The following is a 13926-nucleotide window of genomic DNA, read 5'->3' as shown; positions in this document are numbered from 1 at the left end:
ATGATCGGCGACCCCAGCATCGCCCACCTGCTGGGGCGGATCGGGGCGATCGAGGATCGCATCCGCCGGCTCGTGGCGGCTCGGCGCGCGGTCGACCCGCAGCCCGACGACCCGTTCAGGGGGCTCTACCTCAGCGACGAGATGATCGACCGGCTGCTGGCCGGTGTCCCCGGCATTCCGGCCTGGTCGGATGCCTCGGCTCGGCTCGCCGCGACGGAACAGAACGCCGACATGGCCGAGGCCGCCGGGCACCCGCTTCGCCTGCGCCGCCTGGCGCAGGCCTTCGGACTCAGCCAGATCGACGTGGACCTGCTCGTGATCGCCCTCGCGGCCGATCTCGACCAGCGGTTCGAGCGGTTCTTCGGATACCTCAACGACGATGTGGGTCGACGCCGCCCATCGGTCGGCGTGGCCCTCGAGCTCTGCGGAGTGCCGTTGACGTCGGCGGCGGACCGGGCACGGCTCATCTCGGGGCCGCTCGTGTCGGGCGGGCTCGTGATCGTCGAGGACGAGGACCGCCCGCTGCCCGGGCGTGCGGTGCGCGTGCCCGACCGCGTCGTCGGGCATCTGCTGGGCGACGACACCGCCGACCGCTCGCTGGAGGGGGTGCTGCGTGAACCGTCGTCCGTCGACTGGGGCGACATGAGCCGCGTGACGCAGGCGTTCGCCGCAGGGATCCGCCTCGTCTACCTGCGGGAATCGGCTACCGGTTCGGGCGAGGCCGTGGCGGTTCGCGGCATCCGTTCCCGGGGGCTCGGCGTCGTGCAACTCGACCTGGCACGGTTGGGCGGCGACCACGACGCGATCGCGCTCGCGCGACTGGCCACCCGTGAGGCCCGCTTGCGCGACGTCGGTCTCATCGCGACGCCCGTGACGGCTGACATCTCGGCGGCTCTCGTCGAGGCCCTCGCCGACTCGCCGCAGCCGACCGTCTTCATCGGCGACTCGACCTGGGATCCTGCGTGGTGCCGCGAGCTGCCGGCAATGGCAGATGTCGAACCGACCACGACCGAGGAGCGCTCGCAACTCTGGCGCACGTCACTCGGGCCCGCAGCCGACGGGCTCGACGTGGCCGAGGCGACCGGCCCGTTCCGGTTGGGGCCGGAGCAGGTGCAGCGCGCCGCCGCCACCGCGCGCACGCAGGCGACGCTCTCACCGACCGGCGTGATCACGGCGGAGCATCTTGCGGCGGGCGCTCGCGCCGAGAATGCTTCAGCACTCGACCGGCTCGCCCGCCGTGTGGCGCCGTGCGTGGGGTGGGAGGACCTCGTGCTGCCCAACGGGCCGTTGACCGCGCTGCGGGAGATCGAGCTGCGGGCCCGGCATCGCGAGCAGGTGCTCGGCGACTGGGGCATGCGCCCAGGCGGCGGCCGCGGGCACGGGGTCGTCGCCCTGTTCGCGGGCGACTCGGGCACAGGCAAGACGATGTCGGCCGAGGTCGTGGCGGGAGGCCTCGGGCTGGACCTGTACGTCGTCGACCTCTCGACCGTCGTCGACAAGTACATCGGTGAGACCGAGAAGAACCTCGAGCGCATCTTCCGGGCGGCTGCGGGCACGAACGCGGTGCTGCTCTTCGACGAGGCAGACGCCGTGTTCGGCAAGCGCAGCGACGTGAAGGACTCGCACGACCGCTACGCCAACGTCGAGAGCGCCTACCTGCTGCAGCGCATGGAGACCTTCGACGGCCTCGCGGTGCTCGCCACGAACCTGCGCGCGAACATCGATGAGGCGTTCACCCGTCGGCTCGACGTCATCGTCGACTTTCCGATGCCGGATGCCTCGCAGCGCACGCGCCTCTGGGATCGCAGCCTCGGCCGCCACCTCCGTCGGGCCGACGACATCGACCTCGCGTTTCTCGGGCAGTCGTTCGAGCTCGCGGGCGGCGGTATCCGCTCGGCTGCCGTGACCGCGGCGTATCTGGCCGCCGCCGACCGCGGAACCGTGCTCATGAAGCACTGCGTGATCGCGGTGCACCGCGAGTACCGCAAGCTCGGCCGACTCGTCGTCGAGAGCGAATTCGGCGCGTTCTGGCCGGAGGTGGTGGGGCGATGACCCCGAGTGCCCGGATGCGCAGGAGTGCTTGCCCGAGTGGGCAGATCCACGACGGCCGAGCTGCGCGCGCGGTGGAATGGAGTCGGTCGATCATGGAGGTGCACCATGCACGCACATGAGATGGACGGCATCGACGTCGAGGTCGGGCGGCGTGGAGCGGAAGCCGCGCGAGAGCCGGGTACGGCGATGCCCGGGCTCCCCGAGCGGCGGCCCGATGTACTGAGCAGCGCCATCATGCTGCGGCTGCAACGGGAGGCGGGGAACGCCGCGGTGAGCGATCTCGTCGAAGAGCAGCGTTCGCCTGTGCATGACGTCATCTCGTCCGGTGGCACCTCGCTCGAACCGGCGGTGCGCACCGACATGGAGTCCCGCCTGGGCCACGACTTCGGCGACGTCAGGGTGCACACGGATGCCCCGGCGCACGCCTCGGCGACGTCGGTCGGTGCGCACGCGTTCACCACCGGCAATCACGTCGTCTTCCAGCGAGACGCCTATGATCCCTCGTCGAACGCCGGGCGGACCACCCTCGCTCATGAGTTGACTCACGTCGTGCAGCAGCGTTCCGGGCCGGTGGCGGGGACGCCGACCGGCGGCGGGGTGAGCGTGAGCGATCCGGGGGATCGCTTCGAGCAGGCTGCCGCCGAGAACGCCACGCGCGTGATGAGCGAACCGGCGCCCGTGCAGCGGCAGGAGGAGTCCGAGGAGGACGAATCCGCACAGGGCGCGTCCGTGCAGGGCACGTTCGTGCAGCGCGATGAGGACTCCGAAGAGGAGGAAGCTGCGGGCTGAGCAGAGGGTGTGCTCTCTCTCACCTGGGCAATGCCCGATCGCGCAGCCACCACTACCCACGCGCACGCACCGAAAGACTGCACCGCGGGGCATCCGCTCGCCGACGCTGGAGAGACGCAATCCAGCGAAGGAGTTCGGGATGCCCACCTACCTTTCACCCGGTGTGTACGTGCAGGAGATCGACGCGGGGACGCGACCGATCGAGGGCGTCGGCACCGCGGTCGCCGCATTCATCGGCATCGCGCCGAAGGGGCCTGAGAACTCGCCGACCCTCGTGTCGAACTGGACCCAGTTCGTCGACACGTTCGGCGGCTTGTACGAGGGCGCCTACCTGGCCTACGCGGTCTACGGCTACTTCTTGAACGGCGGCGGCAATTGCTACGTCGTGCGTATCGGCACGGCGCCGGTCAGCGGGAAGAGCAGCAGCGGCAAGCGCGAGCCCAAGCAACTCGCTGCGGGTCCGCAGACCGCCCAGATCGGCAACTACGCGTTCACGGCGAAGAACGCCTCACCGAACGCGAAGCCGATCAAGGTCGAGATCGCCGACCCTGAGGGGGAGGCGCCCGAGGAGGGAACGTTCAAGGTCACCGTGACCGTCGAGGGCCGCGCGCCGGAGGTCTACGAGAACGTCTCGGCGAAGCCCAGCAGCCCCGAGTACGTCGTGACGAAGCTCGCCGAATCGAAGCTCGTCACGATCGAGGAGATCGACCCGGCATCCGCTGGGCTGACGCCGCGGACAGGTACGTTCGACCTCGTCGTGCCCGAGCCCGAAGAGCAGCCCATCGTGCTCGACGACATCGGCGCGGCGAACTACATCGGCGACTCCGCCGACCGCACGGGCTTCAGCGGCCTCGAAGAGGTCGAGGAAGTGACGATGGTCGCGGTGCCCGACCTCATGGCCGCATACGAGCAGGGCGCCGTCGACATCGAGACGGTGAAGGCCGTGCAACTGGCCGTCATCGCTCACTGCGAGCTCATGGGTGACCGAATGGCGGTGCTCGACCCGCCGCCGCAGCTGTCCGCGCAGGACGCGGCGAAGTGGCGGCGGCTGGATGCGGGCTACGACTCCAAGTTTGCGGCGCTCTACTACCCGTGGATCAAGGTGCTCGACCCGGTGTCGGGAACCAACCGCTTCATCCCGCCGTCGGGACACATCGCCGGCGTGTGGGCGCGCAACGACAACGAGCGCGGGGTGCACAAGGCGCCGGCCAACGAGGTGATCCGCGGTGCGGTCGAACTGCAGACGCAGCTGACCCGAGCGGAGCAGGAGACCCTCAACCCGATCGGCGTGAACGCCATCCGCAGCTTCCCGGGGCGAGGCGTGCGCGTCTGGGGTGCTCGCACCCTCTCGAGCGATCCGGCGTGGCGGTACATCAATATCCGCCGGCTCTTCAACTACCTCGAGAAGTCGATCCTGAACGCGACCCAGTTCGCGGTCTTCGAGCCGAACGACCCGGCCCTGTGGGGCAAGCTCAGCCGCTCGATCTCGAGCTTTCTCATCGGCGAATGGCGCAAGGGCGCGCTCTTCGGGCGCAGCGCAGACGAGGCCTTCTACGTGAAGTGCGACGACGAGACCAATCCGGCCGACGTCATCGACGCGGGCCAGGTCATCTGCCAGATCGGCGTTGCACCCGTGAAGCCCGCGGAGTTCGTGGTGTTCCAGCTCTCGCAGTTCTCGGGCGGCACGAGCCTCGTCACCGAATGACCGACCACGACCGACCACCGACCATCGCAAACACTAGGAGCATGACATGGCACTCGCAGATGCCTTCGATTCCTCACCTGCCTACGCCTTCAAGGTCACGATCGACGGAATCGAGATTCCGAAGGTGACCGAGGTCTCGGGGCTGAAGAACGAGGTCGACAAGATCGAACTCAAACAGCAGCTGGCCGACGGAAAGTACGTCGCGCGGCAGCTCATCGGCCGGGCGAAGACGGGTGAGTTCACCGTGACGCGCGGCCTCACCGAATCCAAGACGATCTCCGACTGGCTCAAGGTCGTCATGAAGGGCGACGTGGCCGGGGCGCGCAAGAACGCGTCGGTCGAGTTGCTCGACTATGAGGGCAGCTCGCTCAAGAAGTACGAGTTCCGCAACTGCTGGGTGCGCGTCGTCGAGGTCAACTCGCTGAAGGCGGGCGCGACCGAGCAGGCGACCGAGAAGTTCACGGTCTGCTTCGACGAGTCCGAGGTGACCTGATGCAGCGCGTGCTCTCGACGCGAGCGGGCGCGTCGGCCGTGTCGGCCGCACCCGGTGCGGATGCGGCATCCGATGGGGCCGATGCGGGCTCGGGGCCGACCGCCTTCGACGACGGGGCCATGCGCACCGAGTTCGCGTTCGAGCTTCCGCGCGGCTACGTCACCGCCGACGGCACCGTGCATCGTCGAGGCGTCATGCGGCTGGCGACGGCCCGCGACGAACTGCTGCCGCTCTACGACGCACGCGTGCAGGAGAACCCCGCCTTCACGACGGTCGTGCTGCTCGGTCGGGTGATCACCTCGCTCGGAACGCTCGGCACGGTCGACGGCTCGGTCATCGAGAACATGTTCGCGTCCGACGTCGCGTTTCTGCAGGACTTCTACCGTCGCATCAACGCCGAGGGCCACACGCGCATCGCGGTGACGTGTCCCGAGTGCTCGCACCGGTTCACCGCAGATCTCGCAGGCGGACGCCTGGGGGAATCATGACGTACTCGGCCGACCGCATCCATGAGGAGGTCGCGTACGTCGCCTATCACTTCCACTGGTCGCTCGACGACATCCTCGACATGGAGCACGCGGCGCGTCTGCGTTACGTTCACGAGATCGCGGCGATCAACACACGACTCCGCGAAGGCGGTTGAGGCGTGCGATGGCCGTGGCAGCGATCCGAGGAGCGGACGACGGATGCCGCGCCTCGCGTTGTCGCGCCGTCGAGCGCTGATCATTCCGTGCCGCCGGCGGGCTGGGCGTTCCTGCCGCCGGTGCAACGGCAGGTCTCGGATGCCGCTCCGGCCACCCTGCGGCCGACGTTCGTCGCGTCGCTGGCGACTCGGGTCGTGCCGGCCTCGCTCGGAACGATGGGCCACCTCGTCGACGACCGGGCTCCGGCGGGCACGTTCGGCCTCGACGGCGGGGCGCTCGGAGCGCCCGTGCAGCGTGCGGTCGCGTCGGAGCTGAGCCTGCGGCAGCTGCCGCAGCGGCCGCTTGGTCGAGCGTCGACGCCATCCGCGCGTCAGGTGCAGGCTGTGACGGATGCCGCGGGGCTCGAGCCGCCGGTTCAACGGATGGATGCCGACGAAGGGCCGCCACTCGTTCGACCGGGAGAGGACCACGCCGGGCCGCCCGAATCCTCGCCGGAGTCTCGGTCGGCTCTGGACGGTGCTCGTGATGGGACCGACGGCGACAGCGTGCCCGACACGTCCCGAGCCACGCCCGACCCGGACCCGGTCGAACGGCCCGAGCCCGCCTCGGCAGGACTCATCGGCGACCCCGCCGGGAGCAGCGTCACGGTGTCCCGATTCACCGAGGCGGCGGCGGATGCACCTGCGGCCGCGCCCTCGACGCAGGCTCGGCCGGGGCTGGGCGCACCGCTCGCGTCGCCTTCGGTGCAGCGCGCGTCAACTGGCGCGGTGGCCGATCTCACCGAACCGGCGACGGGCGGCCTCTCGTCCGATGCGGAGCTGACGATGCCCGAATCCGGGATCGCCGCCCCCGCCGCGACTGAGCCGGCCGGGGCCGCGCCGGCCCAGGCTGCGCCCACCGAGAGCGTGACGGCGGAGCTCGTCGGCAACGTGGGCGGCGACCGCAGCAATGGGCCATCGGTGTCCAGGCTACCCGCCGCAGACTCGTCATCGTCAGGCCCGCCTCGTGCCCGTCCGCCCCTGCAGCGCGCCGCCATGAACGCGATCTCCGAAGCGCCGCGGAACTCGGCCGCAACCCCCGGCGCATCGCCGCCTGCCGTCTCAGCCCAGCGCCAGGTCGGACTCGGCGCACCGCTCGCACCGCCGCCGGCACAGGGTGTCGCCGCGGGCGGCGAGCCAGTTCCGGCTGGGCCGCTCGGCCGGACTCCAGCGCCGTCGCAGACACCTCGTGCTGCGGACACGGCAATGCCGATTGCGCAGCGCGTCTCATCCGAGGTAGCGCCGGCGATCCAACGCGAGGTGCGCGGAATCGTGCCGCCATCCGACGAGGAGACTTCGCCTGACGACCCCAGCCCAGACGACGGAACAACGTCCGTCTCGCGCGCAGTCGACGTGCCCGGCGCCGTCGACGTGCCCGGCGCCGTCGACGTGCCCCGGGCGCCTGACGTGCCTGGCGCAGTTGCCGCGCTCGGCGCCAGGTCCCCCGCATTCCCGCTGCGCTCGGTTCCCCTCGTCGCGGCACGGGCGATCGAGCCGGCGATCGCGACTCCAGCCCTCGGCCCCACGGCCGCGCAGCGCCCGAGCGGCCGAGTCGTCGTCGCACGGGCGATTGCTCCGGAGACACCGTTCGCGCAGGCCCCGTTCCACTCGATCTCCTGGCCGGAGTCCGCCGGCTCCGTGCGTGACCACGCGGACCGTGGAGGGATGAGCGACGCGCCCTGGAATTCCGTCCCTACCGCCGCGGCATCCGTGTCGAGGCTCTCGACTCCGACGGCGTCTGGCACGACGACGGCTCGCCCCGTACCGCAACCGGTCGGCGCGGCCGTGCAGCGTGCGTTCGGCCTCCCGACCTCGATGCCGCGGGCGCCGGACCTCTCGTCACTGGCGCCGTCGGTGCCGCGCGTGCCCGACCTCCCGTCGATGCCCGACCTCCCGTCGGCAGACGAGCTCCGTTCGCGCGCCGCCGACGCGGTGCCCGGGGCGGCCGACGCGCTTCGCTCCACCTCCGACACACTGACGCAGGCCGGTCGGGCGCTGTCGACCGCGGCACCCGCAGCGGCAGCCGCCGCGACCGCCGCGACCGCCGCCTCCGCCGCGACCGCCGCCACCGCGTCCGGTCCCGAGAACGTGGAGCAACTCGTGCGCAAGCTGTACGGCCCGCTCGTGCGCCGGATCAAGGCCGAACTGCTGCTCGACCGCGAGCGCCGCGGCATCCGCATCGATGGAATCTGAACGAGACGGAATCCGAACGAAGGGGATGACGATGCTGACCGACACCGAGATCGCCGTCGGCGTGCACTACCTCGTGCACCTCGACGAGGAGGACCTCGGCGATTTCGCGAGCTGCGAGGGGCTCGGAGTCGAGGTCGTGCTCGAGTCGCGTGAAGAGGGCGGCAACAACGGGTTCATCTGGCAGTTCCCGACCCGGCTCAAGTATCCGAACATCAAGCTCACCCGCCCGGTGAGCAAGCAGTCCGCCGACAAGATCGTGAACTGGGTCGTCGCCGCCGTCTCCGGCTTCTCGCGCGGCACCGGCCACATCGAGGCGAAGACCGCCGATGGCCAGACCGTCGCGACCTACGACCTCCACGACGTCATCCCCGTTCGCTGGACGGGGCCGTCGCTGAACGCCGACCAGCCGAAGGTGCTCATGGAGACGCTCGAGATCGCCCACAACGGCTTCGTGAACACCGGCTCGAAATACTGAGGACCCGCGATGCCCGTCACCTCCACCGCCTCCGACACGAAGAGCCTCGTGCACGCCGCCATCGACGTGCACGAGCCCGGCCAGACGCCGGGCAAGGTCGGCGCCCTCCTCGCCACGATCGACTTCCAGCTGAATCCGAAGGAGGTGACCATCGCGAAGTCGGCGAAGTGGGAGAGCAAGAATCAGAAGAAGGCGGCGTCGGCACCGCCCGCGACCTACCAGGGTCCGGAGCCTCAGAAGATGAGCGTCGAGATGTACTTCGACGAGACGCGCTCGCGCGACGGAAGCGTCGTGAAGAACGTCGAGGCGCTCTTCCAGGCGTGCACCCCGACGAGCGCCTCGAAGGACGGGGACACGCCGTCGGCGCCGTGGGTGAAGTTCAAGTGGGGGGTGCTCACCGGATTCGTCGGCTACATCAAGAGCGTCTCGGCGAAGTACACGCTCTTCTCACCCGACGGCAAGCCGCTCCGGGCGGTCTGCACCGTGGCCCTCGAGGAGCTCGCGAACGAACCGAAGAAGCAGAATCCCACGTCGGGGGGCCTGCAGCCACGTCACGCGCACACCCTCCGCGAAGGCGACTCGCTCGCGGGGATCGCCTACCGCGAGTACGGCAACCCGGCGCACTGGCGTGCCCTCGCCGAGGTCAACGGCATCGACGATCCGTTGCGACTGCGCCCGGGACACATCGTGCTCATCCCCGCCCTCGAGGAACTCTCCCGCGCCGACGGCCGCGAGATCGCCCGGAAGGAGGTCGCCCGTGCCCGCCTCCACTGAGACCTACACGAGCCTCCTCCTCGTCTCTGTCGGGGGCACGGCGCTGCCGCCCGCCGTCGCCGGCCTGCTCGAGCGCAGCAGGGTCACGGATGCCGCGGACCTCCCCGATTCATTCGAACTCGAGTTCGTCGACTCCGCCGGGATCGTGCTCGAGCAGGGCGGGTTCGCCATCGGGGCATCCGTCACCCTCGCCGTCTCGCAGAACGGCGGCGATGGACCGCAGAAGCTGCTCGACGCGGAAGTCACCGCACTCGACCGCGAAGACGTCGGCGGGGAGTTGCGCACCCGGGTGCGCGGCCTCGATACCTCGCATCGCCTCTTCCGCGGCCGTCGGGTCGCGGCCTACGTCGACATGTCGACCGCCGACATCGTGGCGAAGGTCGCGCAGCGGGCCGGCGTCAAGGTCGGCACCGTCACCGGTCCGGCCACGATCATGGCCCACACGACGCAGGACAACGTCAGTGACTGGGTGTTCCTCAAGCGACTGGCGGATGCCGCGGGGTGCGTGTTCTCCGTCGTCGACCGACAACTGCAGTTCGGCCCGCCGACGAGCGCGTCGACGGCGGATTCGGGCTCGGCATCGGCGAACGACGACCCGATCGTGGTCGAGCACGGCCGCAACACGACGTACCTGCACGCCACGATCACGAGCGCCGAGCAGGTCTCCGAGGTCGAGGTGCGAGGGTGGGATGTCGCCGCGAAGGAGAAAGTGGTGTCCACCGCGCCCGCGAAGACGTTGACGACGGAGTTGCCGACGCTCGATCCCGCGAAGGTCGCGAAGGTGTTCTCGAGCCCCCGCTACGTCAGCGGCGCCGGCGCGGGCGCGCAGCAGCCGCAGGACAAGCTCGCCGAGGCGATCGCCTCGCGCATCGCCGGCGGGTTCGCCGAGGTCGAGGCGCAGATCCTCGGCAATCCGCGCATCCGCTCGGGGATCGCTGTGCGGCTGCGGGGATTCGGTGCGCCGTTCGACGGCCGCTACACGGTCACCGAGTCGAGGCACGAGTTCAGCTCCGAGCAGGGGTACACGACGACGCTCACCGTCTGCGACGCCTCGGATCGGTCGCTGCTCGGGGTCGGATCCCGACCGGAGCACGCCGTGACCGGCTTCGGGATGCCCGGGGTCGTCAGTGCACTCGTGAGCGAGATCTCCGGCGCCGGCGCAGCGGGGGAGGACGGCCGCGTCCGGCTGACGTTCCCGTCCCTCTCCGACGACTACGTGAGCGGCTGGGCCCGCCTCGCGCAGCCGGGTGCCGGCGCCGACCGAGGCGCCGTCGTGCTGCCCGAGGTCGGCGACGAGGTGCTCGTCGCGTTCGAGTCGGCACGATTCGATCGCCCGGTCGTGCTCGGAGGGCTCTACAACGGCAAGGACCTGCCCCAGGGGGGCTGGGCGTCGTTCGTCGAGTCGGGCAGCGTCGTGCGTCGCAGCTTCACCTCGCGCGCGGGGATGGTCGTCGAGTTCGTCGAACGCCAGGGGGAGGAGCTGCTGCGCATCTCCACGAACGAGGGTGCGCAGCACGTCACCCTCACGCAGACCTCCGAGAAGGGCATCCAGATCGTGTCGGAGGGGTCCGTCTCGGTCGTCGCCAAGCGCGACGCGATGGTCACCGTCGAGGGCGATGCAACAGTGACCGCGAGCCAGGGCGCCATCTCCCTCGCGGCCAGGAAGATCGCACTCGACGCGTCGTCGGAGCTCGCGATCTCGGCTCCGAAGGTGAAGGTCGACGGCGCAGCATCGCTCGACCTCTCTGGCGCAGCGGTCGCGGTGAAGGCGTCGGGCACGGCCGAGCTCTCGGCGTCGGGCGTGACCGTCGTCAAGGGCAGCGTCGTCAAGATCAACTGACCGGAGGTCACGGGATGTCGCAGGAATTCGTCGGACGAGGGTGGTCGTTCCCCGTGCACGCCGACGCGAGTGGGCGCATCGCGCTCTCGTCCGACGCGCACGAGATCGAGGAGAGCATCCGGCTGATCCTCGCGACGGCCCCCGGCGAGCGGCCGATGCGGCCGGAGTTCGGATGCGCCGTGCACGACTACGTCTTCGCGCCGGCGGATGCCGCGACGGCCGGCGCCATCGGCGACGCCGTGCGCACCGCCCTCACCATCTGGGAACCCCGCATCGACGTGACCGGCATCACCGTGACGTTCGACCACGCGAACGCGGGGGTGCTGCTCATTGACGTCGGCTACGCGATCCGCGGCTCGAACGACCCCCGGAACCTCGTGTTCCCGTTCTACGTCATTCCCGATCGAACTTCGGAGCGACTGCCATGACCCTGCCCACGCCGCACCTCGACGATCGCCGATTCCAGGACCTCGTCGACGACGCCAAGCGACTCGTCGCCGCACGCTGCCCCGAGTGGTCGGATCACAACGTCTCCGACCCCGGTGTGACGCTCATCGAGACGTTCGCGTTCATGACGGATGAGCTGTTCTACCGGCTGAACCGCGTGCCAGACAAGCTGTACATCGCCTTCCTGGAGCTCATCGGCACGACGCTCTTCCCGCCGACGGCGGCGCGTGCCGACCTCGTCTTCTGGCTCGCCGCCCCGAGGGAAGACGTCGTGATCGTGCCGGAGCACACCGAGGTCGGCACGCCGCGCACCGAGCAGACCGAGTCGACCGTGTTCCAGACCACCTCCGAGCTCCCGATTCCGCCCAGAAAGCTCGCCCATATCGGGAACCGCTCTGGCAAGGCCGTCACGGTGCGCGGCGCACGCTTGGGCTCCGAGACGCTCGACGCCTTCGCGAACCCGCCGAAGGTCGGCGACGAGTTCCTCATCGGCCTCGACGAGCCGGCGCCCGGGCTGGCGATCGGCATCCACCTGGACTGCGCCGTGCGCGGCGTCGGCGTCGACCCCCTCGATCCGCCAACCGTCTGGGAGTCGTGGAACGGCACCGACTGGTCGCGCTGCGACGTCGTCTCCGACCGCACCGGCGGGCTCAACCAGCCGGGCGACGTCGTCGTCATCGTGACCCGTGACCACGTGGCATCCGTCATCGGAGACGAACGTGCCGGCTGGCTCCGGTGCCGGATCGTCGAGCGCGAGCAGACCGTTCCGAGGTACAAGTCGCCGCCGCTCGTGCGAGAGGCGACGGCGGCGACCGTGGGCGGGGTGGTACAGGCCATGCACGCGCACACGATCGACGACGAGATCCTCGGGCTGTCGGAGGGTGTGCCCGGCCAGGCGTTCGAGCTCCAGGAGCGGCCCGTGGTCGACGACGGCGAACCGTTCGTCGTCGAGGTCGGCACCGGCAAGGGATGGGACGAGTGGACGGAGATCGACTCCTTCGCGGGCTCCGGCGATGGCGGCCGCAGCATCATGGTCGATCGAGCCCGAGCCACCGTGATGTTCCCGCCGGCGGTACGAGAGTCCGACGGTTCGTTCCGCGTCTACGGGTCCACGCCGCCAAAGGGCGTGCCGTTGCGCGTGCCCCGGTATCGCGTCGGCGGCGGCCGCGGCGGCAATGTCGCGGCCGGCACGCTCTCGGTGCTGCGGTCGACCGTGCCGTTCGTGCGCGGTGCGGAGAACCGCTCGGCCGCGCACGACGGCACCGACGGCGAGACCGTCGACGAGGCGAAGGTGCGGGGACCGCTCGCGTTGCGCACTCGCGATCGGGCCGTGACGCTCGAGGACTACGAGCAGCTCGCCAAGCGTGCCGCGCCGGGGGTCGCCCGCACCCACGCCGTCGCGGCGCCGGACACGCTCGGCGTGCGCCTGCTCCTGGTGCCGACCGCGGCGGTCGGGGCCGACGGCCGGATCGAGTTCGACGACCTGATTCCCGGCGATGAGCTCCTCGGCACCATCGCCGCGGATCTCGAGCCGCGGCGGATGGCCGGCACCCGGCTCGTGATCGAACGGCCCGAGTACCAGGGCGTCACGGTCGTCGCGAAGCTCGTCGCACATCCGAGGGTGGCCGTCGATCGGCTCCGCGCCGATGCTCTCGCGACGCTCTACGGGTATTTCGATCCGATCAGGGGCGGTTCGTCGGGCGGGGGATGGCCGTTCGGCCGCCCAGTGCTCGCGGGCGAGGTGTACTCGGTACTGCAGTCGCTGCCCGGCACCGAACTCGTCGACGAGGTGCTGCTCTTCACCGCCGACCCGGCGACGGGCAAACGCGGTGAGCCCGCGCAACGCATCGAGATCGGCGGGAACGCCCTGGTGTTCAGTTTCGAGCACCGTGTGCGCGTGGCGGCGGGAGTCTGACATGCGCGGCCTGGTTCCCGAGCTGCCCAGCCCCGTGCCGCTGATCACCCGTCTGCCCGCGGTGCTGCAGGAGGACGACTTCCTGAATCAGGCGCTGCCCGCCTTCGACGATCTCATCGCTCCGGTCTACTCCACGCTCGACAACCTCGAGGCGTACGTGCGGCCCGAGTACGCCCCCGCCGATTTCCTGGAATGGCTCGCCGGATGGGTCGACGTCGCCGTCGACGAAGAGTGGACCGAGGAGCAGCGCCGCCGCATCGTTGCAGATGCCGCGCGCCTGCACCGTCGCGTCGGCACGGCCGGAGGCATCCGTGATGCCCTGCAATTGGCGGCAGGTCCCGCCGCCACCGTTGAGGTCGAGGAGTCCGGCGGCACCTCGTGGTCGACGGACCCTGGCGGGCCGCTGCCCGGCTCGAACGATGCCGTGGTCGCCATCACCATCACCGTGCCGGGCGGCGACCCGGAATCGCTCGCCCGCCGCTTCGAACGCGTGGCCGCCGGCGTCGTGCCGGCGTACCTCCCCACTCGCCTGTCGGTCTCGGTGGTGGCCGTTCCCTGAGC

The 13926-nt window shown here is 70.2% G+C and carries 13 protein-coding genes; all 13 read left to right on the top strand.

The window, feature by feature from the left end; all coding sequences use genetic code 11:
- The 13 genes from AC1C2U_RS07655 (at position 1) to AC1C2U_RS07595 (ending at position 13924) form a co-directional block, all read left to right on the top strand.
- Entirely contained in the window at positions 1-2052 is a 2052-nt protein-coding gene (locus AC1C2U_RS07655) for an ATP-binding protein (protein ID WP_495361147.1), read from the top strand.
- Positions 2053-2157: 105 nt separating this feature from the next.
- Positions 2158-2841 carry an eCIS core domain-containing protein gene (locus tag AC1C2U_RS07650; RefSeq protein ID WP_495361146.1) on the top strand — a complete coding sequence of 228 codons (684 nt, stop codon included), beginning with the start codon at positions 2158-2160 and terminating at the stop codon, positions 2839-2841.
- A 139-nt stretch (positions 2842-2980) separates the two neighbouring features.
- A complete protein-coding gene (locus tag AC1C2U_RS07645; protein WP_495361145.1) occupies positions 2981-4546 on the top strand; it encodes a phage tail sheath family protein in 1566 nt (521 codons plus the stop codon).
- Positions 4547-4592: 46 nt separating this feature from the next.
- Positions 4593-5039, top strand: coding sequence for a phage tail protein (locus AC1C2U_RS07640; protein ID WP_495351576.1), 447 nt, complete (start codon positions 4593-4595; stop codon positions 5037-5039).
- Entirely contained in the window at positions 5039-5527 is a 489-nt protein-coding gene (locus tag AC1C2U_RS07635) for a hypothetical protein (RefSeq protein ID WP_495361144.1), read from the top strand. Before AC1C2U_RS07640 ends, AC1C2U_RS07635 begins: the two co-directional genes overlap by 1 nt.
- Positions 5524-5682, top strand: coding sequence for a DUF6760 family protein (locus AC1C2U_RS07630; RefSeq protein ID WP_495361143.1), 159 nt, complete (start codon positions 5524-5526; stop codon positions 5680-5682). Before AC1C2U_RS07635 ends, AC1C2U_RS07630 begins: the two co-directional genes overlap by 4 nt.
- Before the next feature lie 3 nt (positions 5683-5685).
- A complete protein-coding gene (locus tag AC1C2U_RS07625) occupies positions 5686-7914 on the top strand; it encodes a hypothetical protein (protein WP_495361142.1) in 2229 nt (742 codons plus the stop codon).
- A gap of 31 nt (positions 7915-7945) precedes the next feature.
- Positions 7946-8389, top strand: coding sequence for a phage tail protein (locus AC1C2U_RS07620; protein ID WP_495351571.1), 444 nt, complete (start codon positions 7946-7948; stop codon positions 8387-8389).
- Positions 8390-8398: 9 nt separating this feature from the next.
- Positions 8399-9163 (top strand): CIS tube protein, encoded by a 765-nt coding sequence (locus AC1C2U_RS07615; protein ID WP_495361141.1) that lies wholly within the window; start codon positions 8399-8401, stop codon positions 9161-9163.
- On the top strand, positions 9147-11003 hold the full coding sequence (locus AC1C2U_RS07610) for a VgrG-related protein (RefSeq protein ID WP_495361140.1): 1857 nt from the start codon (positions 9147-9149) through the stop codon (positions 11001-11003). Before AC1C2U_RS07615 ends, AC1C2U_RS07610 begins: the two co-directional genes overlap by 17 nt.
- Positions 11004-11017: 14 nt before the next feature.
- Positions 11018-11431 carry a GPW/gp25 family protein gene (locus AC1C2U_RS07605; protein WP_495361139.1) on the top strand — a complete coding sequence of 138 codons (414 nt, stop codon included), beginning with the start codon at positions 11018-11020 and terminating at the stop codon, positions 11429-11431.
- Positions 11428-13365, top strand: a complete 1938-nt coding sequence (locus tag AC1C2U_RS07600) for a putative baseplate assembly protein (protein WP_495361138.1) — start codon at positions 11428-11430, stop codon at positions 13363-13365. Before AC1C2U_RS07605 ends, AC1C2U_RS07600 begins: the two co-directional genes overlap by 4 nt.
- A 1-nt stretch (position 13366) precedes the next feature.
- Positions 13367-13924 (top strand): phage tail protein, encoded by a 558-nt coding sequence (locus AC1C2U_RS07595; protein WP_495361137.1) that lies wholly within the window; start codon positions 13367-13369, stop codon positions 13922-13924.
- Positions 13925-13926: the final 2 nt, after the last annotated feature.

Source organism: Agromyces sp. Y575, assembly GCF_059445445.1.
The sequence above is the reverse complement of the archived record's forward strand: the minus strand, read 5'-3'. Positions and strand labels throughout refer to the sequence as shown.